Origin of the sequence: Blautia sp. MSK.20.85 (assembly GCF_013317245.1) — a bacterium.
Lineage (GTDB): Bacteria > Bacillota > Clostridia > Lachnospirales > Lachnospiraceae > Blautia_A.
This window is the reverse complement of record NZ_JAAIUN010000012.1, coordinates 55078-80988: the sequence shown is the minus strand read 5'-3', so window position 1 is coordinate 80988 and position 25911 is coordinate 55078. Positions and strand designations below refer to the sequence as shown.

22 protein-coding genes are annotated in these 25911 nt (G+C 40.5%); 19 read left to right on the top strand and 3 right to left on the bottom strand.

What is annotated here, in order from left to right; genetic code table 11:
• On the bottom strand, positions 1-384 hold the full coding sequence (locus G5B12_RS08855) for a hypothetical protein (protein ID WP_005428271.1): 384 nt from the start codon (positions 382-384) through the stop codon (positions 1-3).
• 3 nt (positions 385-387) lie between these two features.
• Positions 388-1305, bottom strand: coding sequence for a ParM/StbA family protein (locus G5B12_RS08850; RefSeq protein WP_009245410.1), 918 nt, complete (start codon positions 1303-1305; stop codon positions 388-390).
• Positions 1306-1842: 537 nt separating this feature from the next.
• On the opposite strand from G5B12_RS08850, the gene G5B12_RS08845 reads away from it, so the two are divergent.
• The 7 genes from G5B12_RS08845 (at position 1843) to G5B12_RS08815 (ending at position 9179) form a co-directional block, all read left to right on the top strand.
• Entirely contained in the window at positions 1843-2598 is a 756-nt protein-coding gene (locus tag G5B12_RS08845) for a hypothetical protein (RefSeq protein WP_005428267.1), read from the top strand.
• A complete protein-coding gene (locus G5B12_RS08840) occupies positions 2591-3484 on the top strand; it encodes a hypothetical protein (RefSeq protein WP_005428264.1) in 894 nt (297 codons plus the stop codon). The genes G5B12_RS08845 and G5B12_RS08840 overlap by 8 nt, the downstream gene beginning before the upstream one ends.
• A gap of 12 nt (positions 3485-3496) precedes the next feature.
• Positions 3497-4138 (top strand): ABC transporter ATP-binding protein, encoded by a 642-nt coding sequence (locus G5B12_RS08835; RefSeq protein WP_009245407.1) that lies wholly within the window; start codon positions 3497-3499, stop codon positions 4136-4138.
• A gap of 18 nt (positions 4139-4156) precedes the next feature.
• On the top strand, positions 4157-5437 hold the full coding sequence (gene ccpM / locus G5B12_RS08830) for a Cys-rich peptide radical SAM maturase CcpM (RefSeq protein WP_015526201.1): 1281 nt from the start codon (positions 4157-4159) through the stop codon (positions 5435-5437).
• Positions 5438-5565: 128 nt separating this feature from the next.
• Positions 5566-7086, top strand: coding sequence for a DUF6034 family protein (locus G5B12_RS08825; RefSeq protein ID WP_005428257.1), 1521 nt, complete (start codon positions 5566-5568; stop codon positions 7084-7086).
• 115 nt (positions 7087-7201) lie between these two features.
• Positions 7202-8296: a S8 family serine peptidase gene (locus G5B12_RS08820; protein WP_009245400.1), complete on the top strand. Its 1095-nt coding sequence runs from the start codon at positions 7202-7204 to the stop codon at positions 8294-8296.
• A 25-nt stretch (positions 8297-8321) separates the two neighbouring features.
• On the top strand, positions 8322-9179 hold the full coding sequence (locus G5B12_RS08815) for an ABC transporter transmembrane domain-containing protein (protein ID WP_015526198.1): 858 nt from the start codon (positions 8322-8324) through the stop codon (positions 9177-9179).
• Positions 9180-9417: 238 nt separating this feature from the next.
• Here the strand turns inward: G5B12_RS08815 and G5B12_RS08810 are convergent, their stop codons facing one another.
• Positions 9418-11661 (bottom strand): tetratricopeptide repeat protein, encoded by a 2244-nt coding sequence (locus G5B12_RS08810; protein WP_005428247.1) that lies wholly within the window; start codon positions 11659-11661, stop codon positions 9418-9420.
• 343 nt (positions 11662-12004) lie between these two features.
• Here G5B12_RS08810 and G5B12_RS08805 point away from each other — a divergent pair, with 343 nt between their 5' ends.
• The 12 genes from G5B12_RS08805 (at position 12005) to G5B12_RS08750 (ending at position 25894) form a co-directional block, all read left to right on the top strand.
• Complete coding sequence (locus G5B12_RS08805) at positions 12005-12172, top strand: hypothetical protein (protein ID WP_009245398.1); 168 nt, start codon at positions 12005-12007, stop codon at positions 12170-12172.
• A 76-nt stretch (positions 12173-12248) separates the two neighbouring features.
• Positions 12249-13838, top strand: coding sequence for a recombinase family protein (locus G5B12_RS08800; RefSeq protein ID WP_009245397.1), 1590 nt, complete (start codon positions 12249-12251; stop codon positions 13836-13838).
• A complete protein-coding gene (locus G5B12_RS08795; protein WP_005428244.1) occupies positions 13835-15427 on the top strand; it encodes a recombinase family protein in 1593 nt (530 codons plus the stop codon). Before G5B12_RS08800 ends, G5B12_RS08795 begins: the two co-directional genes overlap by 4 nt.
• Before the next feature lie 107 nt (positions 15428-15534).
• A complete protein-coding gene (locus G5B12_RS08790) occupies positions 15535-16392 on the top strand; it encodes a S8 family serine peptidase (RefSeq protein ID WP_243113451.1) in 858 nt (285 codons plus the stop codon).
• A gap of 161 nt (positions 16393-16553) precedes the next feature.
• A complete protein-coding gene (locus G5B12_RS08785; RefSeq protein ID WP_174088068.1) occupies positions 16554-17522 on the top strand; it encodes a DUF4428 domain-containing protein in 969 nt (322 codons plus the stop codon).
• 145 nt (positions 17523-17667) lie between these two features.
• Positions 17668-19335, top strand: a complete 1668-nt coding sequence (locus G5B12_RS08780; RefSeq protein ID WP_174088067.1) for a histidine kinase N-terminal 7TM domain-containing protein — start codon at positions 17668-17670, stop codon at positions 19333-19335.
• Positions 19332-20675 carry an ATP-binding protein gene (locus G5B12_RS08775; protein WP_235812400.1) on the top strand — a complete coding sequence of 448 codons (1344 nt, stop codon included), beginning with the start codon at positions 19332-19334 and terminating at the stop codon, positions 20673-20675. The genes G5B12_RS08780 and G5B12_RS08775 overlap by 4 nt, the downstream gene beginning before the upstream one ends.
• Positions 20623-21249, top strand: coding sequence for a response regulator transcription factor (locus tag G5B12_RS08770; protein ID WP_022426201.1), 627 nt, complete (start codon positions 20623-20625; stop codon positions 21247-21249). The genes G5B12_RS08775 and G5B12_RS08770 overlap by 53 nt, the downstream gene beginning before the upstream one ends.
• A gap of 111 nt (positions 21250-21360) precedes the next feature.
• Positions 21361-21885: a hypothetical protein gene (locus G5B12_RS08765; protein WP_161209969.1), complete on the top strand. Its 525-nt coding sequence runs from the start codon at positions 21361-21363 to the stop codon at positions 21883-21885.
• Between the two features lie 419 nt (positions 21886-22304).
• The gene (gene rsxC, locus G5B12_RS08760) at positions 22305-24269 is read left to right on the top strand and encodes an electron transport complex subunit RsxC (protein WP_161209970.1); all 1965 of its coding nucleotides are present in this window, start codon (positions 22305-22307) and stop codon (positions 24267-24269) included.
• Position 24270: 1 nt separating this feature from the next.
• On the top strand, positions 24271-24891 hold the full coding sequence (locus tag G5B12_RS08755; protein ID WP_015526189.1) for a methylenetetrahydrofolate reductase C-terminal domain-containing protein: 621 nt from the start codon (positions 24271-24273) through the stop codon (positions 24889-24891).
• A 124-nt stretch (positions 24892-25015) separates the two neighbouring features.
• Positions 25016-25894, top strand: coding sequence for a methylenetetrahydrofolate reductase (locus tag G5B12_RS08750; protein WP_015526188.1), 879 nt, complete (start codon positions 25016-25018; stop codon positions 25892-25894).
• Positions 25895-25911: the final 17 nt, after the last annotated feature.

Genomic DNA, 25911 nt, shown 5'->3' with positions numbered 1-25911 from the left:
TTATTCTCCAAGAAAATCCCAGTCTATATCACGATCCGGCTGTTCTTTTTCAGGAGCTGGAAAGGGCATCCTGATGGGGGATTCCCTTTCCAACATGCCTGCAGTCAGCCCGGACAGAAAAATCGGCAATGACTGTTTCAGGCTGTGTTCTACTGCTTCTACAATCTGTTTCACAAAAAGTTCTTCCCGTTCCCTTGTTTCCAGATAGGGATCAGCCTGAGTGCGGTAGTAGCGGTCAAAATAATCGACCAGTGCAAGGGAGATTACCTGGCTGTAAGATTTAAAATTCTGTCTGTCCATCGTCTGTAAATATTCCCAGGCTCTCCGCTGCTGGTCTTTGTCCAGATTAAATCGCAGGTTTGTGTTGCGGATATGGTTCTGCATGGCTTATCCCCTCCTTTTCAGGCTCATATAAGCCAGAGATTCATAACCTTTGGCAGTGGCACAGATATCATCAAGGATGGTAACTCGTGATTTGTCATACGCTCCAAAGTTACGGATCAGGCATCCACCGCCTCCGACCACATACAGGCGCATCAGGCCAGGATTGTATTCATATTTGCGGAGCGTGGCAAAAATATCTGTGACATACTGTCTGGCAACAGCAGTAATACAATCCAGATAAGACGCTGAAATGTCAGCGGTTCCAAACCGCAGAATCTGCTCTACGGTAGATTCTTCAATCTTTACTCCGAAGTTGTCCAGAACAGCGTTTTTAGCGGCAATCATGCATTGGTTTACGCCAAACTTTTCTGTCCAGCACCGGCTTTCCTGTGCTTTCTTATTATTGATATACAGAATGTTCATGGTTCCGTTGCCGATATCTGCAAGAAGATTTGTCCCCTTGAAATCTCCAAGTCGGTTTACGATAGCCGGATATCCCTGCGGGTAAAGGCTGCATCCCACAAAACGGAGATGATACTCTTTGCTGTTAAATCGGTAATGGACTTCTGGATTCTGGAGCAGATAGGAACGGAAATCTTCTCTCTGGTTTCTGATCCATGTCAGAGGAAGCCCGGCAGCCAGATGAACGTCTGCTTCACGGATGGAAAAGACATTCAGTTCCCTTGCAATCGCCATGAGAGTTAGAAGATAATATTCTTCGTCCATAGCTTTATCTGGGATAAATTCTTTGTGTCCTTCGCCAATCCGGTAGTAAATGCCGTTATATTCCAGAATATTCCCGGTGAAGATGGGTTCTGTTTCATAGGCTTTGATTCCGGTTGGTGTGACGGTATTTGCTGTTTTCATGTTGCCGTAGCCGTGATCTACAGCAATGATTTTTGTGTTTCTGAGTTCTCGCATAAAAAACACCTCCATTTTCGTATTGATTAATTCAGCAGGCTGTACCGGTGTGGTACTGCTTTGCTGTGAGATAAGCATACGAAAGTTGGAGGAAAAAGACATTGAGGGAAAATTGAGTTGGAATTGAAAAATAGGATATAATTTTGTAAAATAGAGCAATTTCTTTAGTTTTTTATAGCCCTGCATTTTTTTGTTATAAACGTTCATTAAATGTTGACATGTTATTATATAAATAGTAAAATTGTACAATAAAATGTGGAAAGTTGGATGGAATTTATTGAATTATAATAAAACTAATCGTACTTAACTGGCGGCTTATGTATTTGTAGAACTTAGAATAATAGAAAATTTAAAATATTATCAATTTTTACAGCTGTTGCAATGCTTTCAGTAGGAACAACAGTTTTTGCAAGTCCTTAACTGTTGTTTGATAAGGAGTGTAGTTTTATACAAATAGTGATATTATTGCAAAAAACTAGGATTTTATAAAAATAAAAAAATCAAGTCTATAGCTGTTTGAAGTGAGGAGAAAAGCGTATGAGAAATGTGTTGGCAACGGACATAAAAAACAATATTCGAAGCATTCGCTTTATTTTGGGGATTTTTCTAATCGTTTCGGCTACCCTGATGTCTGAGCATGAGATGTTGCAGAAGATCATAAATGCAGGCGGATCTGCAGAAGGACCAGGCTGGTTCGTAGCATACACCTATTGTATGAACAGCGTTAATATGCTTCTGTTTGTTCCCATTGCCGTTGCTTTTGCGGGTGGAGAGAATACGGAGGCTGAGCTGCACAGTCGTTTTTTTCTGTTCAGTTATATCCGTTCAGGGAGAAAACAGTATCTCGTAGGAAAAGCAGCAGGATTGTTGGTCTCCGGAGGTTTGACAGCTTTTTTAGCCATGGTGTTCCTTCTTGTAATCTGTATACTGAGGTTCGGTCAGTATCCTTCTCTGATTGACGGAAATTATGAGATGGCAGTGCTTGTGGGCAGAACGGCGGTAAGCTTTCTGAGATTGTTTTTAAATGGCGCTTTTTGGGCGCTAATTGGCGGTACGTCGGCTGTCATAACAAAAAATCGCTATATGTCCTATGCCGTTCCTTTTATTCTTTATTATGTCCTGACCGTATTTCAGGAGCGTTACTATCAAAAAGCATTCTTTCTGAGTCCCCGCTATTGGGCGGCGTCTATTTACTACAATGATATCTTCTGCATTGCTATATTAGCGGTTGGAAGTTTTTTAACGGCACTGATCTTTATGTGCGCAATAGAAAGAAGGTTGCGGTATGCGTGATATTAAACAGGCTTTTTGGATTGCAGGCCAGAATTTCTATGGATGGAAAAAAAGTCCGAGGATCTGGATGACCTTTATTTTGGCAGCTATATTATGTCTGATGCTGTCGGATCAGATTATTTCCCATGCGATAAAATATGAGACAATCCTTCAGGTATTCGAGCCGTTTATTTGGACATATGGGGATGCATCCTCTGTTATGCTGTCCTCCCTGCTTTTAATCCTGCTCTTTGCGGACATGCCATTTATCAGTCAGGCAACTCCGTATTGGCTTGTACGCACAAAACGGAAGATATGGCTTGCGGGTCAGATTATCTATGTGATCCTGGCGACTGTGATCTATAATATTTTTTTGGCTGTGATGCTTGGAATTATGGGAGCTCCCTTTTCCTTTACGGGAAATGTGTGGAGCGAAACAGCGGCAATGTTGGGCTATGGCGGTGGGGAGAGCATAACCGTTCCTGTTTCCATAAAAACAATGGAAAGCTCAACTCCTTATATGTGCGCAGCAATAGTGTTTGGACTTGTACTTTTATATACTCTTTTTATCGCAGTTCTCATGTTGTTTTTAAATCTGGCTGCGGGAAATATGGCAGGGGTGATCGGTGCTTTTGCAGTCAGTCTGTATGGGCTCCTGCTGAACCCAGATGTTTTCCGGAAACTGTTTCATTTTACAGAAAGTCAGGAATATAGGGCGAACGTGTTCTGCGGCTGGCTGTCTCCGTTGAACCAAGCTACCTTTCCCATGCACAGCTTTGGTTATGATTACCTGCCAGGGATCGGGATGAGCATGTTCATATTTGCAATATTAATCATAGCGCTGATCGGCTTGTCAGCCGTCCGAATTAAGGGCTATAATTTCTCTTTTACGCAGACAAACGAATAAATGGAGGGCAAAATGGAATATGCAATCAGGTTGAAGGGACTGACAAAATCCTTTCAAAAAGAAAAAGTATTAAAGAACATTACCCATGATTTTGAAAAAGGGAAGATTCATGGGATTATGGGGTTTAACGGTTCAGGGAAAACCGTAATGTTTAAATGCATCTGTGGATTTTTACAACCTGAGAGCGGCACAGTGCTCGTAGGGGGAAAACAGATCGGGAAGGAGCTGGACTTTCCAGATTCCGTAGGCATTATCATTGAAAACCCTGGCTTCTTTCTGGATCTCAGCGGTTTTGCGAATTTAAAGAGACTGGCGTCTCTGAAACACCGTATTTCCGATGACGATGTGAGGGCGACGATGCGTGCCCTAGGGCTTGATCCTCTGTCTAAAAAGAAGGTAGGACAGTATTCTCTTGGAATGCGTGAACGTCTTGGTATCGCACAGGCAATCATGGAAGATCCGGAGCTTTTGATATTGGACGAGCCTTTTAATGGTCTGGACAAGCAGGGGGCAGGAGAGGTCTGCGAGCTTTTGCGGGGATTAAAGGAACGAGGGAAGACTATTCTTATCGCAGCACATAACATGCTGGAGATCGAATGGCTCTGCGATACGATCTGTGAGATGGATGCAGGTGTCCTGACGCAGATAAAATAAAAATACGGGGGAAAGAATATGGGAAAGGTATTAATTAAATGCATTCAAACACCAATGCAGAAATATTTTTATGATCGTTCTTTGGATTCTGTAGTTATGGTGAATGATGAAGAATATCAGATATTAAAAACTGTGGAAAAGACAAAATTGGTTCCTGATGGAGTGTTAAGACGGTTTGTGAAAAGCGGATTATTGCGTGAGACTGCGATAGAAGAAATTGAGCATCCTGAGACAGAAAACTTACATTTGTTGGCAGAACATTATATGGGCAATCTGATTTTGCAGGTAACTCAGCAGTGTAATTTGAGATGCAAATATTGTGCATATTCTGGAAACTACTATAATCGTTCCCATACGTCAAATAGGATGGATTTCGAGACAGCCAAAAAAGCAATAGACTTTTATTTGAAAAGAAGCGAAAAAGCGGATCAACTTGCATTATCATTTTATGGGGGTGAGCCTCTTCTGGAATTTGAATTGATTAAGAAATGTGTTTCCTATATTTTACAACGTAAAGGGGATAAAAAAATTCTTTTTACTATGACGACTAATGGGACTTTAATGACAGAAGATGTCATAGAATTTTTGGTAAAATATGAGTTTAATCTTATGATTAGCCTTGATGGTGATAAGAAAAGTCACGATATAAATCGAAGATTTAAAACAGGAAAAGGTTCATTTGACATTATTTTAGAAAATTTGAGTAGACTGAAAGCTTACAATGAAGAGTACTATTCAAAAGTTTTGTTTAATTGTGTTATTAGTTCTTCATCAGATCTTGAAAATATATATCGATTTTATTCGGAAGAAGAGCTGTTTGAAGCAGGGACAGTGAATTTCAATTATGTAAATCCAGTTGGTTTAAAAGATGAGACATTGTCGCGCATAACACAAAAAAATTTCAGAGTACATCGACTAGCATATATAAAGATGATTTTATCTGTATTAGAGAAGCGAAAATGGGATGCACAAAGTCGATTGTTGCGAAGAGAACTGCAAGATATTGAGTTATTATATGAACAGCTACATAGTCATGTTGCTGAAGGCAAAAAAACACATCATGGTGGTCCATGCATTCCTGCAGTTAGAAGACTATTTGTGGATACAAAAGGTGAATTTTTTCCATGTGAAAGAGTTTCGGAAGAAGATTCAGAAATGTGCATCGGAAGTTTGGATTCGGGATTTGATTTTGATAAAATGAGTTTCCTACTTAACCATGGTAAGATGATTAAAGAAAAATGTTTAGGATGTTGGAATTTGAGAATGTGTGCATATTGTTTGGCGCAAATTCCAAAATAAATAAGGTAGTCTGTTTCTAAAAAATATACGAAAACGTTAATAGTGTCAGGAAGATATTTATAAGTTAAAGAGTTTATAATTGAAGTTTCGTGAAAAAGCGACAATTCTATAAGATATATGGAGGAAAAATGAAAAAAAGTGTTCTAGCAATTATGGTAGGTGCGTTGTGTATTATTCTTTCCAGCTGTCAGGAAACACCAGAGGAGAGTTCGGTAGTCAGCAAAGTGGATGGGATTAGCGAGGCGGCTGTCTGTGAACCTCTTAAAAAAGGAGAAAAGAGAGAGACAAATGTTCCAACGCATTGGAAATTTGAAGAAAAGAAAAGCAACGACCGTGTGGTTATCCAGGCAGATATTAAGTTGGGCGAACAAAGCATTGGCAATCTTCCAGTCATAGAGATGCAAAATCACGAGTTAACGCAGGAAGAACTGAATGGATTGATTGATTATTTTACGGACGGTGAGGAACTATATATGCCACAGATGGTGACAAAGGATGCGTATCAGGAAGTGTTAGACAGGATTTCCAGCAAGGAAGGAAGTTACTTGCAATCAGCATATTCTACATCGATTGCAGGGATTCAAAACGCAACCCGAGAGGGGATGGAGCTTGCACCGGATGAAGCGTCTGCACCGGAAAAGATGGAGATAAAATTTCAAAAAAAAACAGAGGATCACGGTGTGGAAGCGGCACGGAGTTGGATGAGTACTGAATTGGAAAACACAGATACAGAGGATTATTTTACTGCAGATGTGGGCGAGGACAGGAAGGCATATATAGAAGCAGAGCGGTATAATCAGGAAATTGACAATGACAGTAGTTTTCTCTGGATGGAGGGTTCTAATTTTATAGAAGAAGAAACAATAGAAACTGAGGAAATGCAGAGTGAGTATTACAGTAGCTTTGGCATGGATACCAACGGCTATACAGAGAAATTTCATGAACTGGCAGATGCGTATCGAAAGTGCATGGACAAGATCACCTTTACAGAGGAAGATGGAAAGGAACAGGCAGAACAAGTTTTAGAGGATTTAGGTATCGATGGAATGGGCCTTGTAGATTCTGATCGTACCGTGTGGTTCCCGAATGGCGCATGTTCAGAGCGCAATGGTCTGGGACTTGGTAGTGATGCTTTGTGGCAGGGAGATCTGGATAGAGGATTACCGGGATATCTGTATTGTTTTTCGAAAAGTGTAGAGGGTATTACTTCAGTTCCTGATGGCGTGGTTGCGGAAGAAACAGTGGATAGTTATGTGCCTCCGTTCCAGGTAGAAACAATCTCTATTCTGATAACAGAGGAAGGAATTAAATATTTTAAATGGGATGGGATATCGGAAGAAGTCTGTACGGTGACGGAAAATACAAAGCTTCTGCCTTTTGAAAAAATACAGGCAAAGCTGACAGATCAGATTTTTTATTGGTATTCCGGAAAAGGCCAGTCTGCCAACGACACTACCGCACTGGAGTATGATGTGGTAAACGCAAAATTGCAGTATACTTATACCACAGCCTATCAGGAGCCGAAACACGCATGGTTGGTTCCAGCATGGATTTTTACTGTCAGGGAAAGTATTGGTGGAAATTCTCTACAGGAGCTTTCTTATGTGATCAATGCTTATGATGGCAGTGTGATTGGAGAAGCATATTAGGGTTCAGCGACACTTGAATTTTTATTGACCATAGAATTACAAGGTTTATCATGAGAATAATAAATATGCGATATTTGGCTTGGATATATAACAGGTAAGAATAGGAATAGTGCAAATGATTAAGCTCGCATTGATTGATAACGGTATACCTTATCATATGAGAAATAACAGGAATCAAAGGATTGTTCATAAATCTTTTTTGGCTTCTAAATGCGATCCAAGTGAGTATAAAGACGATAAATCATTCCATGGCGCTGTATGCGTCGGAATTATCACAAGCATATGTAGTGATATAGAATTATGGGACTTGAATGTGACTGACTCTGCAGGAACAACACAGATCACAGTTTTGCTGGAAGCTTTGGAATGGTGTATTCAAAATAAAATAAAGTTAATTCACATGAGTCTTGGAACAATCAATTATTTTGATATTAAACCCTTATGGATTCAAATAAAAAGATTACTTGATGCTGATGCGATTATAGTAGCAGCATATCATAACAGAAATATAAAGACTTATCCAGCTGCATATCCAGGTGTTTTTGGTGTCAGGCAGGATCGTTATGGTCTTTTGGGAAATGGTCAAATTCTGTTTCAAGAACAAAAAGGTTATAATATTGAGAATTCTATTATAGCAAATTTTTCGTGGAATGGGATCGTAAATCAAGCCAATAGTTATGCGGCTCCTGTTGTCACTGGACATATTGCTACATATTTAAACAGAAAGCCCACAGCAGGATTTGATGATGTTATGGACTTTTTGATGACTATAGCAACGCATAAATCTGATTATCCGGATATACTAGAAAATGTAATAAGGGATAAAACCAATATAGAGATACCGGTAATTGCCGGTATTGATTTAGATTACGAGGAAATGATACAGCTAAAAGTGATGTTTAGTCAGAACGGTTATTACGCAATAAATCTGCAGAAAAATCCTTTAGATGAAAATGTAATTCCTTTAGAATATTATGACGATTCCAATGAGTCATTGAACGATATCCTTTATACAGTATATATAGCTTATGAACCTGATATTATTCTTTTGAATCAAGAGGAAGAAATATTTGAAAGTAGTAAGGCATCAGATATAGATATGTATATTGTGCGTAAAAATAATATGTATGAATTGTATGCAGAAGATCGAATAGGAATAACTTACAATATAGAGGATATATATGAGCTTGTTTGTCAATATTTTGCTTAACGAATAGTGAGGATGGCAATTGGATATGAGAGAAAATGGGAAAACATGGTATCGAATTTGTAAAATGTTGTGTGAATATAAAAAGTATTTTCCAGGGATTATCTGTTGCCTTTTGGGTTCATCATTCATAACGTTTATACACCCACTGCTTATAAGACAAATAACAGATTGTGGTATATTGCAGAAAAACATGAAATACATTCTTTTATTTTCTGTTATATTAATAATAATTTCTTTAACCCAGCAAGAGTTAAATATAATCCAAACAAAATTATTTTCAAATGTACATAATCAGTTTACACATTCTCTCTATAAAAAGACTTACTGGAAAATCAATAGGATGAAAATACAGTATTTTGCTGAAAGAGGAAGTGCAGAGATTATAAATACAATTGGTATGGATATTGATAATGTGTCATCTGTTGTGGATCAGATTACTCAGTTTTCTATATCATCAATTCTCCAAATAATAGGAGGAGTAGTTGGGCTGTCCTTATTAGACTGGAAATTAGCAATATTGATAGAAGCAATTATTCCACTGAAATTTATAATAGTGTCCTATTGTGCAAACAAGAAACGGGAAGTGTTTGAACAGTGGATTGAGGATAAACGAAAGTTTATGAGTTGGTTTGCCGAGTGTATAAATGGAATTCATGAAATGAAGCTCTGGAATCTGTTTCAGGTAAAAAAATCTCAATTTGAAGGTCTGCAAAAAGATTTGATGGATTCATATAAAAAGAACGCAATGCTAGATGAATATAGTACTGTCAGTGTTGTAGTAATAGACACGGTTGTAAATGCGTTATTATATATATTAAGTGGGCTTTTTATAATAAAAGGAGAATTCACTATAGGCGGAGCATTTGCTTTTATTACATATTGAACAAGCAGAGGAGCATATTTACAAGTTCTCAGGCATTGATGAAGGCAATATACCTAGACTATAAAAAATTTGAGATAGGAGGAGCGAAAAGTGTCAAAAAAAGAAAAGTGATCCTTATGTAAACGCTCCATGTCTAAGAAAAAATGGAAATGGACAAGCGCCTAGTCTTGGAGTGTATCTCAAAACTAGGCGTTTACATTATTGAGGCAATATATTTTACAAGTGTTTGTAGGAACCGTTAGTGCTTGGTGAGAAGAATACTTTTTGCCAGAGCAATTCCAGCTTGTGGATACAATTCTTGAATTGCTTGATATTTTTCTTCAATCAATTCGGGTTCGTCTGCCCATATATCCTCATAAATTTTCAAGGCTTTTTTAAAATGGGTTTTCGCTTGCGAAATATTTGCAGTGATCAGGCAGATACTTCCAAGGGATTCCTGTACCTGGGCATAATCCAAACAGTGGTTTGAATTATATTCTTTGATAATCTGTGCTAATTTCTGAAGAGCAGACAGGGCAAGGTCAGGTTCTTGTATTTCAATTAAGAGGACAGCATAATTATTAATCTGAGGAATACTGTCATTAGTATAAAGAAGCTGGTATTGTTGTAAAAGAGAGATACCCATTTTCATGTGCCTTTTAGCGAGATCAAGTTGTCCGTTGATTCGGTAAAGCCCTCCAAGATTGGAATGGAGGTTGGAAACCAGGTGGGCATTTTCTTTTGTGGTTTCTTTTATTTGAGCAAGTGCTTCTTTTTCTAATTTTATCGCTTTTTCTGTTTTGGGTTCCAGAGTTGCCTGATAATCCAATAGTAAGGCACGGTCAGATGCAGTCCCGTAAGTATTTGCTTTTATAAAATGCTGTAGTTCCTGGATGATTTTTTTCATACCCTTTTGATAGTGGTACTTCTCCATATATGGAAAAACATCTTCTAAAAATAACAGGTATTGGGGAATATCGTCCTTTTCAATGAAAAGCATGATGTTTTCTACTGTTTGAAATAATTTTTTATAATAGCTAACTTCAATGCCATGCATCAAACATATTTTTTGCAGAGAATCCAATAACGTGTGGCAGCTTGTAACAGAAGGTGCGGTCTCGGAAACTGCAATTTCCTGAATCATTGGATGCAGAGAAATAGTATGCCGGAGACTTGACTGTACAAAACCTGTCTCGATCAGATCATTCACGTCATTTAAAGTAGGCAGCTCCAGCCATTTGGAAAATATACGGGCAGAAATACCAGATGAAGGCATAAAACACATATTGCACATAATATCCTGCTGTTTCCGTGATAAGGAGTATAACGAAAACAGGGTATGGATATGGTTGTAATAGGTGGCTTTTTTGCTCTGACCATCTTTCATTACTTTAATCTTATCTTCATTATGAAGAGAAGCCTTTTCCTCTTGAAGTTTTATCAATAATTGCTCTGGAGTTAAAATTCCATTTTCCAGAAGTTTGGCTGCCAGTTCGACAGCAAAAGTATGGTAGTGTACAGTTTCTATGATTTTTTCTACGATTGCCCGGTTTTCCTCTGCTTCTGAATAAAATACAGATGTCAGTTGAAAAAGAGTGGGTATATCTTTCAGTTCTTTTAATTGAAAACTACAGTATTCAGACAGTTGGCTTCTGGTTGTAAATAAAACCCGGCAACGGTATTTTAATACGACTGACAGGCAACTGTCCTGTGTGGATGTGACATTAAAATTGTCTATGATCAGCAGTGTATCAGATTTCAAAGAGCGTAAGAAACGGTTATGTCTTTGAAAACGTTCCTGCTCACTGATTTCTGGTGGATCATCAATAAAATCCATGTCTACAATATCTTGATATAGATTACCGGTGTATTCCATATAGAGAATATTGGTGTACTGTTTTCTGTATTGCTTTGCATAGGCTTTAGCAAGCTCGCTTTTTCCAATTCCGGCAATTCCATAAAGAAATATATGTCGGTTCTCTTCAAACAAAGTATGGAGTTCATCCAGTTCTTCTTCTCTTCCTAGAAAATGACGGCATGGTTTTGGGACTTCGCTGTCCATAATGTAATCCAGAACAATCGGAGATAGAACACCTCCTGCAATCAGTTTTTGATTTCTTGTATCACGTTTAATAAATTGCCGTTCCATACCAAAAGAAAGTACTTTTGCTAAAAACAACAGCCTTGAATCAGAAGGTTTATATAGAGATACAAGTTCCTGCTTTTTTGTATCCGAAATCGTATCGTCCTGTATGAATAACGTGTAAATGTCCTGTATAACCATGTTGCAGTCTGCCATTAAGGGAAGTAAGTTCCGCTGAATGGTTGTTGCCAGTTTTTTCTGATTGCTGGGTTTTGCATAATATGAGGTTATTTTGGGACTGATTTTTGCTTGTCCGGTTATCCAGCGGCAAATTAGACCATTATCCATAGAAAAATCTTCATTTATCGGATCATTCATAAAATCTTCAAATAATTCGTATAAAAAATCAGGTTGGTTCATCTGATTGCTTTCACTGATTTGATTTTTTAGGCATGTGCTAATAGAAGAAAAATCACATCGTTCCAACAGAAATCCCTCCTTTGGTTTTCGTGTTTTATATTCTTAAAGTCTTTTTATTATAACACGAACAAATGTTCCGGACAATAGGAATTGATACTGTATAGGAAGAAAATGAATCTTAAAAACTCAATCTGCGGTCAATTTCAATTCAATGTGATTGGTGCAGAATAATTTTAGAATGTAATCAGGCTTTCGAAAGCCGAATTCAATTCATACAGAACTTTTGTACAATCCTGCCGGCATAGGATGTAGAGAGAACTGTATGCTGAAGGAGGCATATAGCATGAATACGTTATTTGATTCTGTAGAAGTTCTGGATACAAAAAAAGAAATCCAAAAAGAGAATGTAAGCTATGAACATGCAGGATATCAGATTCGAGTGCATTTTAATGGGGAAAAGACATTGATCCAGTGCATTCAGAATCTTACTGAACGAAAAATTGCAGGTTGATTTTCTTAAGTTCTTGTTGTAAAATAAAGACAATTAAAGACAATGACTACGCAAGACCGATGAAAAGAGGGATAGAATGTATCAGGCAGGAATTTATTGCCGAATTTCCATTGAAGAGCAAAATAAAGAGGGTGAATACAGCAATAGTATTCACTCTCAGATTCAGATGGCAAGAGATTATATTGCAGAGAATAAAGATATTGCAGAGAAAAAAGTTTATGTAGACGATGGGGCTTCTGGAAGTAATTTTGAAAGAACTGAATTTCGGAGGATGCTGGCAGATATTGAGCTTGGTGTTATCAATATGGTGATTTTTAAGGACGTATCTCGACTTGGAAGAGAACATATTGATACCAACTATTATCTAGGCAAATATTTCCCGGAGAAACAGATTCGGATTGTTTCGATTCTGGATAATTATGATTCAGCCGTTGGAACTTATGATGAAATGTTAGAAATAAAAACTTTGCTGAATGATATGTATTTGAGAGATACATCCAGAAAGATTAAGACAACGATTCAGACCAAAAGAAGTATGGGCGAATATACTCCGAAACAGCCCCCCTTTGGATATGTGAAAAGTAAAACAATTCATAATCATCTGGAAATTGATCCTTATGCAGCCGAGGTTGTTCGAAGAATTTACAGAATGTATCAAAATGGATTTGGCTGTACGGTTATTTGCAGGACTTTGAATGAAGATGAAATCCCTTGTCCCGCAAAATATAAAAAGGAAGTTTTAAAAACCAATTATGTATGGGATTCGGGAAAAGGTCTGTGGACATCGTCTACTGTAAGTGGAATTTTAAAGAATCCGGTCTATACTGGGGCGGTTGTGATTCGGAAACATGAAAGACCGTCTTATAAGCTGAAATACAAAAAGGCAATTCCCCTGGAAGAAATGGAGCTGGTGCCGGATGCACATGAGGCAATCATTTCTAAAGAAGAGTTTGATAGGGTTCAGCAAATAAGAAAGGGGCGCAGAGTTTCCTATTTTGATAAAAACAATGAACCACATAAATATGTGGGACTGCTCTTTTGTGGGAAATGTAAAACAGCCATGCGAAAACGTTATCTGGCATCTCATAAAGACTATGACGGATATATGTGTGGTTTTCATCAGAAGCAGGGGCAGAATTACTGTGAGCTGAATCATATTACATTTGAAAAGCTGGATGAACTGGTTGTATTTGCAATCAACCAGCAATTGAAACAGATGAAGATGGATATGAAGAATCTGGAAACTCAGATCAGACAGAAACAGCCGGAACTGGATGGTAAAATTGCAAAATTGCAGGCAAAAATAGAAAGAAATCTGGAATACCGGAAACGAGCATATGAACAGTTTATGGATGAAGTACTTTCCAAAGAGGAATATCTGGAATTAAAACAGATGTATGAAACAGAGAATCAGAAATATCAAAAAGAATTATCAGAACTGAACCATGAAGAGCAAAGGCAGCGGGCGGCGGTCAATGAAACAAAGATATGGTTGGAGCACTTTAATCGCAGAAGAATAACGGTAAAGCAGCTTACCAGAGAAGCGCTTGTGGAGTTAGTTGATAAAATTTATGTATATCCAGAGCAGAAAATAGATATATATTTTAAGTTTGCTTCAGTAGAGAGTTCACCAGATAGAATACTTGAGAAAGATGGGGTGATATGATGTATCAGATGGGTGTATATTGTCGTCTGTCGAAGGATGATGGAGAGAATAAAGTTAGTGAGAGTATTGAAAATCAGATGAAACTGATTCGTGAGTATGTGACTAAATCAGAGGATCTGGAAATCGCAGATATTTATATTGATGACGGTTATTCGGGGCTTTATTTTGCGAATAGACCGGAATTTCAGCGGATGATGGAGGATATCTACAAAGGGAAAATTCAAGGCGTTATTACGAAAGATATTTCCCGGCTTGGGCGTGAACATATTGAAACCAGTAACTATATTGAGCGTGTTTTTCCATCTTTGGGTGTGCGTTATATTGCAATTTTGGATGGCGTGGATTCTGTTCATCACAGTAATGAAGAATTGGCACAGTTTAAGACGTTGTTTAATGATATGTATAGTCGTGATATATCTAAGAAAATCAGAGGTGCATTGACCGCCCAGAAGAAACGGGGACAGTTTATGTCTGGGTTTGCCCCATATGGATATGTAAAAGATCCGGCAGATAAGCATCATTTTCTTGTAGATGAAGAAGCAGCTAAAGTGGTACGGAGAATCTTTTATATGAGTTTGGAAGGATATTCCAGGGATGGTATTGCAAAGAAACTGAATCAGGAAGGAATTCTGACACCGTCAGAGTATAAGAGAAAGGTGCAGGGATTGAAATATGCCAATGCATTAGAAAAAGCGGGTGCAAAGGGCTGGGCATATCCTACGATCAATGTAATTTTGCGAAACAGAGTTTATACAGGGGCTATGGTACAGCATAAATCAGAAAAGATATCCTATAAAGTGGAAAAGTATCAATATATTCCAGAGGAACAGCAGTATATTGTGGAAGGAATGCACGAAGCAATTATTAGCAAAGATACTTTTGAGCAGGTACAGGAACTTATGAAGAAAAGAACACGGACACCGGGATTTAATAGCGAAGTGAGAAAGGTAAATCCATACGCAGGAATTATTGTTTGTGGAGATTGCGGATATAATTTCCAGAGGGTTACTTGTCGGGACGGTTATGAGTGCGGTACCTATCACAAAAAAGGAAACACAGTTTGTTATTCTCATTTCATTAAAAAAGAAGTATTGGATTCTATTGTAAAAAATGAAATCCAAAGACAAGCGGAACTGGCACTGAAAGAAAGTGATAAGGATGAAATATTAAAAGTAGCAGATAGGAAGAAGGAGGTGCAGAGACGATGTGCAGAAGCAGACCAGCAGATTGAACGGTTACAAAAAGAACTTGCGGCTGTCCAAAAGTATAAAAAGAAAACTTACGAAAATTATGTAGATGGTGTTCTGGATAAAGAAGAATATCTCTCCTATAAGGCAGAATATGAAAAGCAGGATAAAGATATCAGGGCGAAGATTCAGTTGGCAGAACAAGAGAAAGACAGCTTTGGAGAGGCAGAAGAATCTTATGAAAACTGGATAGAGAAATTTATCAAGTATGGAACATTATCCGAAGTGACAAGAGAAATTGTGACAGAATTGATTGAAAAAATTGTTGTGAATGGAGATAAGAGCATTGATATTGTATTTAAGTATCAGTCGCCTTATCCGGTAGAAAAACAGGCAGTGTAAAGACTGCAAATTTTTTTACAGTAATTTTCCCCTAGTTATAATGAACACACAGAGGGGATTCCCTTCTGGAAAACTATATTGATACAGTTGCGGCCATGGGGCGGACTGTGATCGTTACAGGAACCGGAAATAACGGCAGCCAGCCCTGGCATGCAGGAGGAATCCTGCAGCAGGGGAAAACAGAAGAAATCCAGCTGGCAGTGGGAGCTTTTGAGCCCACATTAAATGTACAGCTATGGAAGGATTATGAAGATGAGATGGAAATTTATCTGGAAAGTCCGTCTGGAGAACAGATTGGCCCATTATATGAACGGCTGGGCCCCCAGCGGCATCTGCTGGAAAATACAGAGCTTCTGATCTATTATGGAAAACCCGGTCCATATCAGCTGTCCCAGGAAATCTACATAGATTTCATTCCTGAAGGTAATTATGTGGACAGCGGTGTCTGGAAAGTTCTTTTAAGTGGAAAACATGTGCGTTCCGGCCAGTATTTCCTCTGGTTGCCGGGCGGAAATGTACTGAATCGTGGAACCGGGTTTTATTCTCCACGGGCAGTGGGAACCCTGACGATTCCTTCCACTGCTGGAAAAGTTATTTCTGTTGGAGCTTATGATTCCAGACAGAATGCCTACGCAGATTTTTCCGGAAGGGGAAGTCAGTTCCTGCCGATCCGGAAGCCTGACCTCGCAGCTCCCGGTGTATCCATCTCCGCCCCGGTTCCCGGCGGAGGCTACGCCACTGTCACCGGAACCTCCTTTGCGGCACCCTTTGTCAGCGGAAGCGCAGCTCTGCTTATGGAATGGGGGATCGTGAAAGGAAATGATCCGTTTCTTTATGGGGAAAAGGTGAAGGCGTATCTGAGGAAAGGCGCACAGAGTGTGGGCGGATATGAGGAATATCCGAATGTGGAGGTGGGATGGGGACGGTTGTGTCTGGCAGAGAGTATCCCATACGGCATATCCTGAACATATAGAAACGGACAGGATTTTCAGATACGAGCCTTATGATCCTGCCATTGATGTGGAGATGAGTTCAGTTACTGTCAGAGGTGCTAGTGCAAATATTGAAGCATTCACGCATAATGTAGATAAACAAAACACAACTATAAAAAGAAGGAGGATAGGGTATGGGTTTATTTGATAAGAAGATCTGTGATATCTGCGGAGAGAAAATAGGTTTATTGGGAAACAGAAAACTGGATGACGGAAATCTGTGTAAGGATTGTGCAAAAAAATTATCACCATGGTTTGAAGACCGGCGGCACAGTACGGTAGAGGATATCAAACGTCAACTGGAATATCGTGAAAAAAACAAAAAAGCCGTAATGGATTTTTGTATAACCCGTCAGATCAATACCAGAAATTATAATGTTTTTATTGATGATAATAAGGGGAATTTTACTGTTGCACGGAAGCTGGATGTCAATGAAAATCCGGACATAGTTCCTTTATCCGCTGTTGTGCAGTGCAGAGTTGATGTAGAGCGACAGCAGAACGAGGAAACATATACAACAAAGGATGGAGAAACCGTAAGCTATCAGCCACCGGTATATAAGTATGAATTTGATTATACTATGCGTATTAAAGTAAAAACTCCATGGTTTGATGATATGGATTTTCGTCTGAATACTTTTTCCATAAGCAGCGATAACAGAGGCGAATTGATGGAAGTGGAGCAGACAGGTCATCAGATCATAGCCGCCTTGACACCAAATGCGGCTGGAATGCAGCAGCCCGGAATGCAGATGAATAACGGAATGCAGCAGTCCGGGATGTACATGAACGATGGAATGCAGCAGTCCGGAATGAACATGAACAGTGGAATGCAGCAGCCTGGTATGAATATGAACAGCGGAATACAGCAGCCTGGAATGCATATAAACAATGGAATGCAGGAGTCCGGGATGAACATGAACAGCGGAATGCAGCAATCTGGAATGCAGATGAACAACGGAATGCAGCAGCCTGGGATGCAGATGAACAATGGAATACAGCAACCCGGAATGCAGCAGCCCGGCGGTTTGTGGAAATGTCAGTGCGGTGCAGAGAATACCGGAAGGTTCTGCGAATACTGTGGCCAGCCAAGACCATTTTGAGTGATGATAGACAGAGTGGACAGAATTGTTCACTCTGTTTGTGACAACAGGGTTGAGAATGGATGATTTCTCTGAAAACTATATAATAAAATAGAGTTTTATAGTATACTTGTCACAGGGATGTATTAATGAGAGAGGAATTTTCATGACATACAATAAAAAAAGGGCACTGTCGTATGGAGGAATCCTGATAAGTGTATTGCTGGCGTATTTCTGCAGGCTGGTAAGACCGGAAAATGTTTTTATGAGAAATCTGGCAGATCAGTGTCGTAACTGTATTTATCTGGGAATGTATTGTGCCTGGGTGATCTATCTGGAAAAGCATGTAGTGCATAGAAAAACGCGCAGATGCCTGACTGCAATTGGCTGTCTGATGGTATTCTGGTTCTTTGTGCGGACGGTAAAATTTCATATTCTTCATGATCCGCTTGGAGAACATATCTGCTGGTATCTGTATTATATCCCGATGATCCTGATACCGGTCCTTGGACTGGCAGCAGCGATGTTTCTTGGTGAAAAGGACGGCGAGAAAACGGGCAGAAAAATTATTGTTTTGCTGTTTTTTGCGGTGATTATGATCGTCTGTGTTTTTACAAATGACCTGCATCAGCTGGTGTTTCGGTTTTCCGGGCGGCCGCCGCTTTCAGATAGAGATTACAGCTATGGTATTCTTTTTATAGTAATCCAGGGATGGATCATATTTTGCCTGATATGGATGGAAATCATGCTGATCAGAAAAAGCAGGATTCCGGGAAGAAAGCAATTTTGGCTGCCGGTTATTCCGGGAATATTGCTTCTGGGATGGAATATCGGGAATTTACTCCGTCTGCCTCTGATCAAAACAATTGCCGGAGATATGACAGCGGTATGCTGCCTTTTGATGGCGGCAATTTACCAGGGATGTATATTATGCGGCCTGATACAGACGAACAATCGATATTTTGAATTATTCCAGACCTCCGGAGGACTGGATGCAGAGATTACGGATGATTCCTTTCAGCGTTATTATCATTCCGGTGATTTTCCTGAGCTGTCACCGGAACTGCGTAAAATTGTAATAAACAGATCAGCTGTACAGGAACAGGGAATCCGGATCAACCATATTCCTATAAGAGGAGGACATTTGTTCTGGTCAGAAGATATTTCGGTGCTTCTGGATCAGTATCAGGATATCCGGGAACAGCAGGAGGAGCTGACTGCCAGAAATCGTCTGTTGCAGAAAACCTATCAGAAAGAAGCTGAGCGGAGAAAAACAGAAGAACAGAACCGACTGCTGAACATGATACAGAATCAGACAGCCGGGCAGCTGGAATTGCTGTCACAGCTGATGGATGAGCTGGAAAGAACGGAGTCAAGGGAACACTATGACCGGATCTTGGGAAAAATCGTGGTTGTTGGTACATATTTAAAAAGAAGAAAAAATCTGGTATTGACACAATATGCATCAGACGGAAATCTGCTTACAATGGAGGATCTCAGACAGAGTCTTGCGGAATCCTGTGACAGCTTAAAATTATGTAAGATCCGGGCAGCTTATTATGTCGAAAATGGTGAAGTGCAGCTGAATGCAGATGATATACTAAAATGCTATGATACCTTTGAATGGCTTGTGGAACGATTGTTTGATACAATGCAGTCTGTTTTTTACCGTGTGTCGCAGATCGATGATGCTTTGCGGATCTCGGTTCATATTGTAGCAGAAGCAGATCTTCGGGGATTAATGTCAGAAAGACCGGAATTAAATGTGCAGCAGGAAGATGAAAACGAATGGTTTATCGGATGTATCGTATTCAGAAAGAGAGGCGGAAGATGACTGATTTTGCGGAATGCAGTATGGCAATGCAGGATTTTTTGATGATCCTTCTTGAAATCTGCCTGATTCTGGAATTGATCCTTCTGTTGATCAGGATAACCTGTTTTTACGGGAAAAAGAAAATTATAACAGCAGTGACTGTTTTTGCAGTTTCTTTTATGCTTATGGGGTTCCTGATGAATGATCACAGATATTGCCAGGGGGAAAGCGCATATCAGCTAATGCTCCGGATGTGTCCGGTCAGTGTTTTGATGGCAGCGATGGTGGTATTGTTGCTTTATCTTTGCTGGGCAATCTGGAGAGAGAGACGCAGATATCACCATTCTCTGTCTTACTGGTCTGTGAATGAAGCTGTTGATGATGTTCCTTGTGGGGTGTGTTTTTCGGATCCTCTTGGAAGGATCGTTTTATGCAACACCAAGATGCATGAACTGAGCAGGATAATGATAGGCTCCTATCTGCAGGATTATGAGGCATTGCGGAAAGTAATAAATGGAGGATCCGAAGCAGAGGGACTTCGCAGATTAAACAGTGACAGTAATGTATTTTATTTTCCGGATGATTCCGTCTGGATGTTTCAGGAATATCGTCTGCAGGAGCCGGATTGTGCAGGATATCTGCAGACAGTGGCAGTTAATGTATCAGAAATTTATTACAATGGTGAAAAGATCAGAGCAAATAATGAAAAGCTGGAAATCCTGAATCATAAGCTAGAGGAAATGTATGAAAAAATCGGAGATAAAATAAGAGAGCAGGAGACACTTGCCATGAAAATGCAGGTTCATGACAATTTTGGCCGAAGCCTTCTGTCAATACGCAGGATATTGGAAAGAAAAGAAAATCAGGATAAAATGGATGAACAGCTATCTGCATTAAAGCATCTGGTCTATATTCTTACAGATTCTTCTGTTGAGAATATGGAAGAATTATGCGCGGATACGATCAGGCATGCAGAAGAACTTGGAATTTATGTTCAGATCAGCGGGGATTTCCCTCAGCATCCCTCCTACAGGCTGCTGACAGACAGAGCGATCCGTGAATGTGTGACAAATTGTGCCAGACATGCCCATGGAAGTACAGTTCTGGTGAAGATAGAAAAAGGTGCAAATGAATACAGCATCCGGATAACGAATGATGGAGATGCACCTGAAAAAAATGCAGAAGAAGGTGGTGGTCTGTCTGCACTGAGAAAAGCTGCGGAGTCGGAGAAATGTATTATGCAGGTTTCTTTTTCGCCGGAGTTTTGTCTGGTGTTGAAAATGCCACTGACAGAAAGGATGGGAGTCTATGGTACGGATACTGATAGTAGAAGATCAGAGGATCATGCAGAAGTATTTTGAAAGTATTATCATGCGGGAACCGGAATTCCGACATGTCCAGACAGTTTCGGATGCCTGTGAAGCTGTAAAGATCTGCTCTTACTCGGCAATTGATCTTGTGCTTATGGATGTGCAGACATTTCATAATCATGATGGGCTGAGTGCCGGAAAGATCATCAGGGAAAAATATCCATATACAAAGGTATTGGTTGTTACTTCGCTGATCGATCCCAAGGTGCTGGAAAGAGCAAAGAGCGGATGTGCAGACAGTCTATGGTATAAGGATCACGGTGAAGAGGAAATACGGAGTGTGATCTACAGAACGTTAAATGGGGAGCATGTATTTCCGGATGTGGCACCGGAGGTGGAACTTAACTGGATCACAAGCGGTGATATCAGTCCCAGACAGCTGGAGATGCTGCGCCTGTATATCCACGGGATGTCATATTCCGAGATCGCAAGGAAAATGGACTGTTCTGCTTCTGGGGTGAGATGGAATTTTCAGGAAATGATCGCCAAGGCGGGATACAGCTGCAAAGAGGATCTGATAGCAGCTGCACTGGAAAGTAAACTGATCGTAACCACACTGAAATAGAAGATCCACAGAATGCAGAAACATATTCGGACAGAGGGAGTTTGGCGTGAGCTGACGGAGCATTCACAAATATAGCATAAGATTTTGAATAATAGGAAAGAGGAAATAGACATGAGCGATTTTTTGACAGAAAAAAATAAAAAAACAGGAATACTTGGGAAACTGAAATGGGTTCTTTGTGGCTTTTTTATACTTTTTTCCCTGGGAGCTATTGGCGCATCGGAGAAGTATATTGGTGAAGGGCGCTGGGGAATGGCAGCAACAGAGATCATACTTGGATTGCTGTTTCTGTATCCAACCTTCCGGGAAATTCAAAAAGCATTAAAGAAGAAAAAAACTGGAGAAATTGCCTGCTGGTTTGAATCCTATGCCCAGAATACTGTCTCATTTGAAAAGTTTGAGCAGGAACTGGGAAAAGGTGCAGTGAAAAAGCTGGAAAAATTTATTGCGGGGGGATATATCCGGAATATCCAGATAGACAGAGAAGGAAATTATATTATGATCACTGCACCGAACAGACGCGTAAATGAGAAGATCTATATTACAGTTACCTGCCCCAGCTGCGGTGCAAAGAATCAGGTAATAAAAGGTCGTCTGAGCACCTGTGAATATTGCGGACAGCGTCTTACCCCATGACAAAAGACACCTTTCGGATCTGCCCTGTTAAAGATAAAATCCTTGTGCAATATGCTCAATGCATAAAAAGGATATTTTATAAACAAAATTATATAAGTTGCATATAACTAACGCATGTAGCATAACAGAAGTTGTACAAATATCTGTACATCCATAGACGATTGGAATGAAATCATAGAATAAATTTATAAAAATAGCTAATAAAACTGGATAATATGTTCAAATTATGGTACATTTATTGTAGCAGTCAGAGGAAATACTGCGGCCTTTTTTTGGACCGGGATTTTCGAAGGGCTGAACAAATAACAAAGAACTTATTTATTTGGTTTTATTGTTTCTTTCCTGGGAGTGCAGAGAAGGAGGGAACGGATAAGAGCAGATAATCATAAGGATATAATCTTTATAAGGAAGGTGAGCAATTGGAAAACTATACTAAGTACAAGCTGAAAAGCAGTGATGAGCTTGCATCAGTGCTGAACGGCAGGGACAATCTGTTTGTAATCGCCTGTAACAAGTGTTTCAAGGAATTTGAGACCGTTGACGAACCGGATTGCGAGGAATTCCTGAAATTTGCTGCGGAGCAGGGAAAAACCGTCACAGGCAGTGCGAAATTCGATTTTCTGTGCAACAAGATGCACACAGAAAGAAAATTACAGGATCTGCTGCCGGAAGGTACAGAGAATGTAGTTGTGATCTCCTGTGGTCTTGGTATCCAGACTGTTGCAGATCTGACCGGTAAGCCGGTGATCGCAGCAAGTAATACCCTTAACTACAGAGGCCATCACGGCATGGCACTTACCAAAAAGAGCTGTGATGCATGTGCACAGTGCTATCTGAACATTACCGGAGGCGTCTGTCCTATCGTCGACTGTTCCAAGAGTCTTGTGAATGGACAGTGCGGCGGAGCAAAGAACGGGAAATGTGAAGTGGATCCTAACAAGGACTGCGCATGGGAGAAGATCTACCAGAGACTGGCAAAACAGGGTCGTCTGGAAGAGTTCCTGAATCAGCCGGTACAGGTACGTGATTACTCCAAGGTTAACTTTAAGGTGATCAATGATTACGTGAAGTCTATCAGAGAGGACAGACTGAATGGATACTATGGTGGCGTTCATCCGTCAGAGCATAAGGAATTCAGCGAGCATATCGATCTGAAGAAATTCCCGGATCCGAAGACGGTTGTGATCTCCATGTCCCAGCATCTTGGTGCACCTGCCAACCCGATCGTGGAAGTAGGCGACACAGTAAAGGTTGGACAGAAGATCGGAGAAGCTGCCGGATTTATCAGCGCACCGGTACATTCTAGTGTAAGCGGAACCGTAGTTGCTGTTGAGCCACGTATGCATGGTACAAGAGGCAGTGAGGTGATGGCAGTTGTCATCGAATCCGACGGAAAAAATACTCTGCACGAATCCGTACAGCCACATAAAGCCCTGGACGAACTTACACCGGATGAGATCATTGAGATCGTAAAAGAAGCCGGAATCGTTGGTATGGGTGGTGCAGGTTTCCCGACCTGTGTCAAGCTGAAACCTGCAAAACCGGTTGATACCATCCTTCTCAACGGATGTGAGTGTGAGCCATATTTAACAGCAGACCATAAGGTTCTCCTTGAGTTTGCTGATGATATTATTTTCGGTCTGAAAGCGATCCTCAAGACAACAGGTGCTAAGAAGGGCATCATTGTCATCGAGGATAACAAGCAGGATGCGATCGAATTAATGCAGGAAAAAGTTGCCGATATCGGAAATATGGAAGTTTTTGTTGCAAGAACCAAATACCCGCAGGGTGCTGAGAAAACTCTCATCAAGCGCGTCATGGGCAGAAAGGTTCCAAGCGGCGGCCTTCCGGCAGATGTTGGCGTTATCGTAGATAATATCAGTACTGTAAAAGCGATCTCCGATGCGATCCAGAAGGGTATGCCGCTGATCGAGCGTGTTGCAACCGTAACAGGCGAGAAGATCAAGAATCCTGGCAACTTTATCATCAAGATCGGTACCAGCGTAAAAGAGCTGATCGATTACTGCGGTGGATTTACAGATGACGATGTTCTGGTCAAGATGGGCGGACCTATGATGGGATTCCCTCTGAACACTCTGGAGGTACCTATGATGAAGGGCTCCAACGGTATCATCGCCATTGATACAGACGAGACCAAAGAGCAGCCATGTATCAAGTGCGGACGCTGTGTGGACGTATGTCCGATGGAACTTTCTCCTCTGTATTTCGTAAAATATGCGAAAGAAGAGAACTGGCAGGGCATGAAGGACATGAATGTCATGGACTGTGTTGAGTGCAGATGCTGTCAGTATATCTGTTCTTCCAAGATTCCGATCATTAACAGTATCAAAGCCGGAAAAAATGCAGTAAGGGGGATGAAGTGATATGTTGATTACCCAGTTAAAAGCAAAAGAAACTATCGTATCACTGGCAGCCGGAAAGAAAGTTTTTATCATCAACTGCCATGGATGCAAGGAAGTTCGTTTTCCGGAAAAAGAAGCTGTTGAACTTCAGAAGGAGCTTTTCGCTGAAGGAAATGTGACAGGGATCATGACAACGGATTATATCTGTAATCCGGAAAATATGCAGTTACGTCTTCAGAAACACATGGATAAGATCAGGGAAGCGGATCTGGTCCTGGTATTCTCCTGTGGTGTTGGTGTACAGACCATCGCAGAATATCTGGAAGACAAGATGGTATGCGCAGCCTGCGATACATACCCGGTACCTGGTTTCCAGGGTGTAACACCGTTAGAATATAAATGTGACCAGTGTGGTGAGTGTTATCTGAACCTTACCGGCGGGATCTGCCCGATCACAGCATGCTCCAAGAGTCTTGTCAACGGCCAGTGCGGCGGTTCCAAGAATGGTAAATGCGAGGTGGACAGTGATATGGAGTGTGGATGGGAGCGCATCTACAGACGTCTGAAAGAGATCGGACGCCTTGACGCACTGAAATGCCCGACACAGATCCATAATTTCGCTACAGATGATGAAGTGAAATAATAAGCAAAGATTTATTAAGAAGCCAAATTAAATTATGATACGGTTCATCGGAAATATTCCGCAATGTATGTTGCAGAGCAGGTGGACCGTACCCCAAATTTTAAATGATTGGAGCAAATATAATATGAAAATGAAAGAATTATTCGACCGTGGTGAATTTGTAGTTTCTGCAGAAGTAGGACCGCCAAAAGGGATCCATGTAGATGAACTGGTAGAAGAAGCCAAAACTTATCTCAAGGGCGTTCATGCAGTCAATGTAACAGATAACCAGTCTTCGGTTATGCGTCTTGGATCTCTTGCAATGTGTAAAGTTCTCAAAGACGCCGGAATGGATCCGATCTTCCAGCTTGCATGCCGTGACAGAAACCGTATCGCACTGGAGTCTGATCTTTTAAGTGCTGCTATGCTTGGTATTGAGAACATCCTCTGTCTGACAGGTGACCATACGAAGATGGGTGATCATCCGCAGGCAAAACCGGTATTCGATCTTGATTCTGTATCTCTTCTTCATACAGTACAGCTTCTCGAGTCCGGTGTAGATCTTGGAGGAAACCAGCTGGTTGGTGAGCCTCCGAAATTCTCCAAGGGTGCCGTTGTATCTCCATGCAGCGATTCCGTTGACGCTCAGCTTGCAAAGATGGAAAGAAAGGTTGCTGCAGGTGCAGACTACTTCCAGACACAGGCTGTATTTGAGCCGGAGAAATTCATCAAATTTATGGAAAAAGCAAAACAGTTCGGAAAACCGGTACAGGTTGGTATCATCATTCCGAAGTCTGCTGGAATGGCTAAGTTCATGAACAACAACGTTGCCGGCATTCATGTTCCGGATGAGATGATCGAGGAGCTGAAAGCTGACAAAGAGAAGACAAAAGCTGGTATCACAGGTGTTGAGATCGCTGCACGTATCATCAAAGAGTGTAAGCCATACTGCCAGGGTGTACATATCATGGCACTTGGATGGGAATCCAAGATCCCGGCACTTCTGGAGCAGGCTGAGATCTGAGCAGAACGATTGCTTTA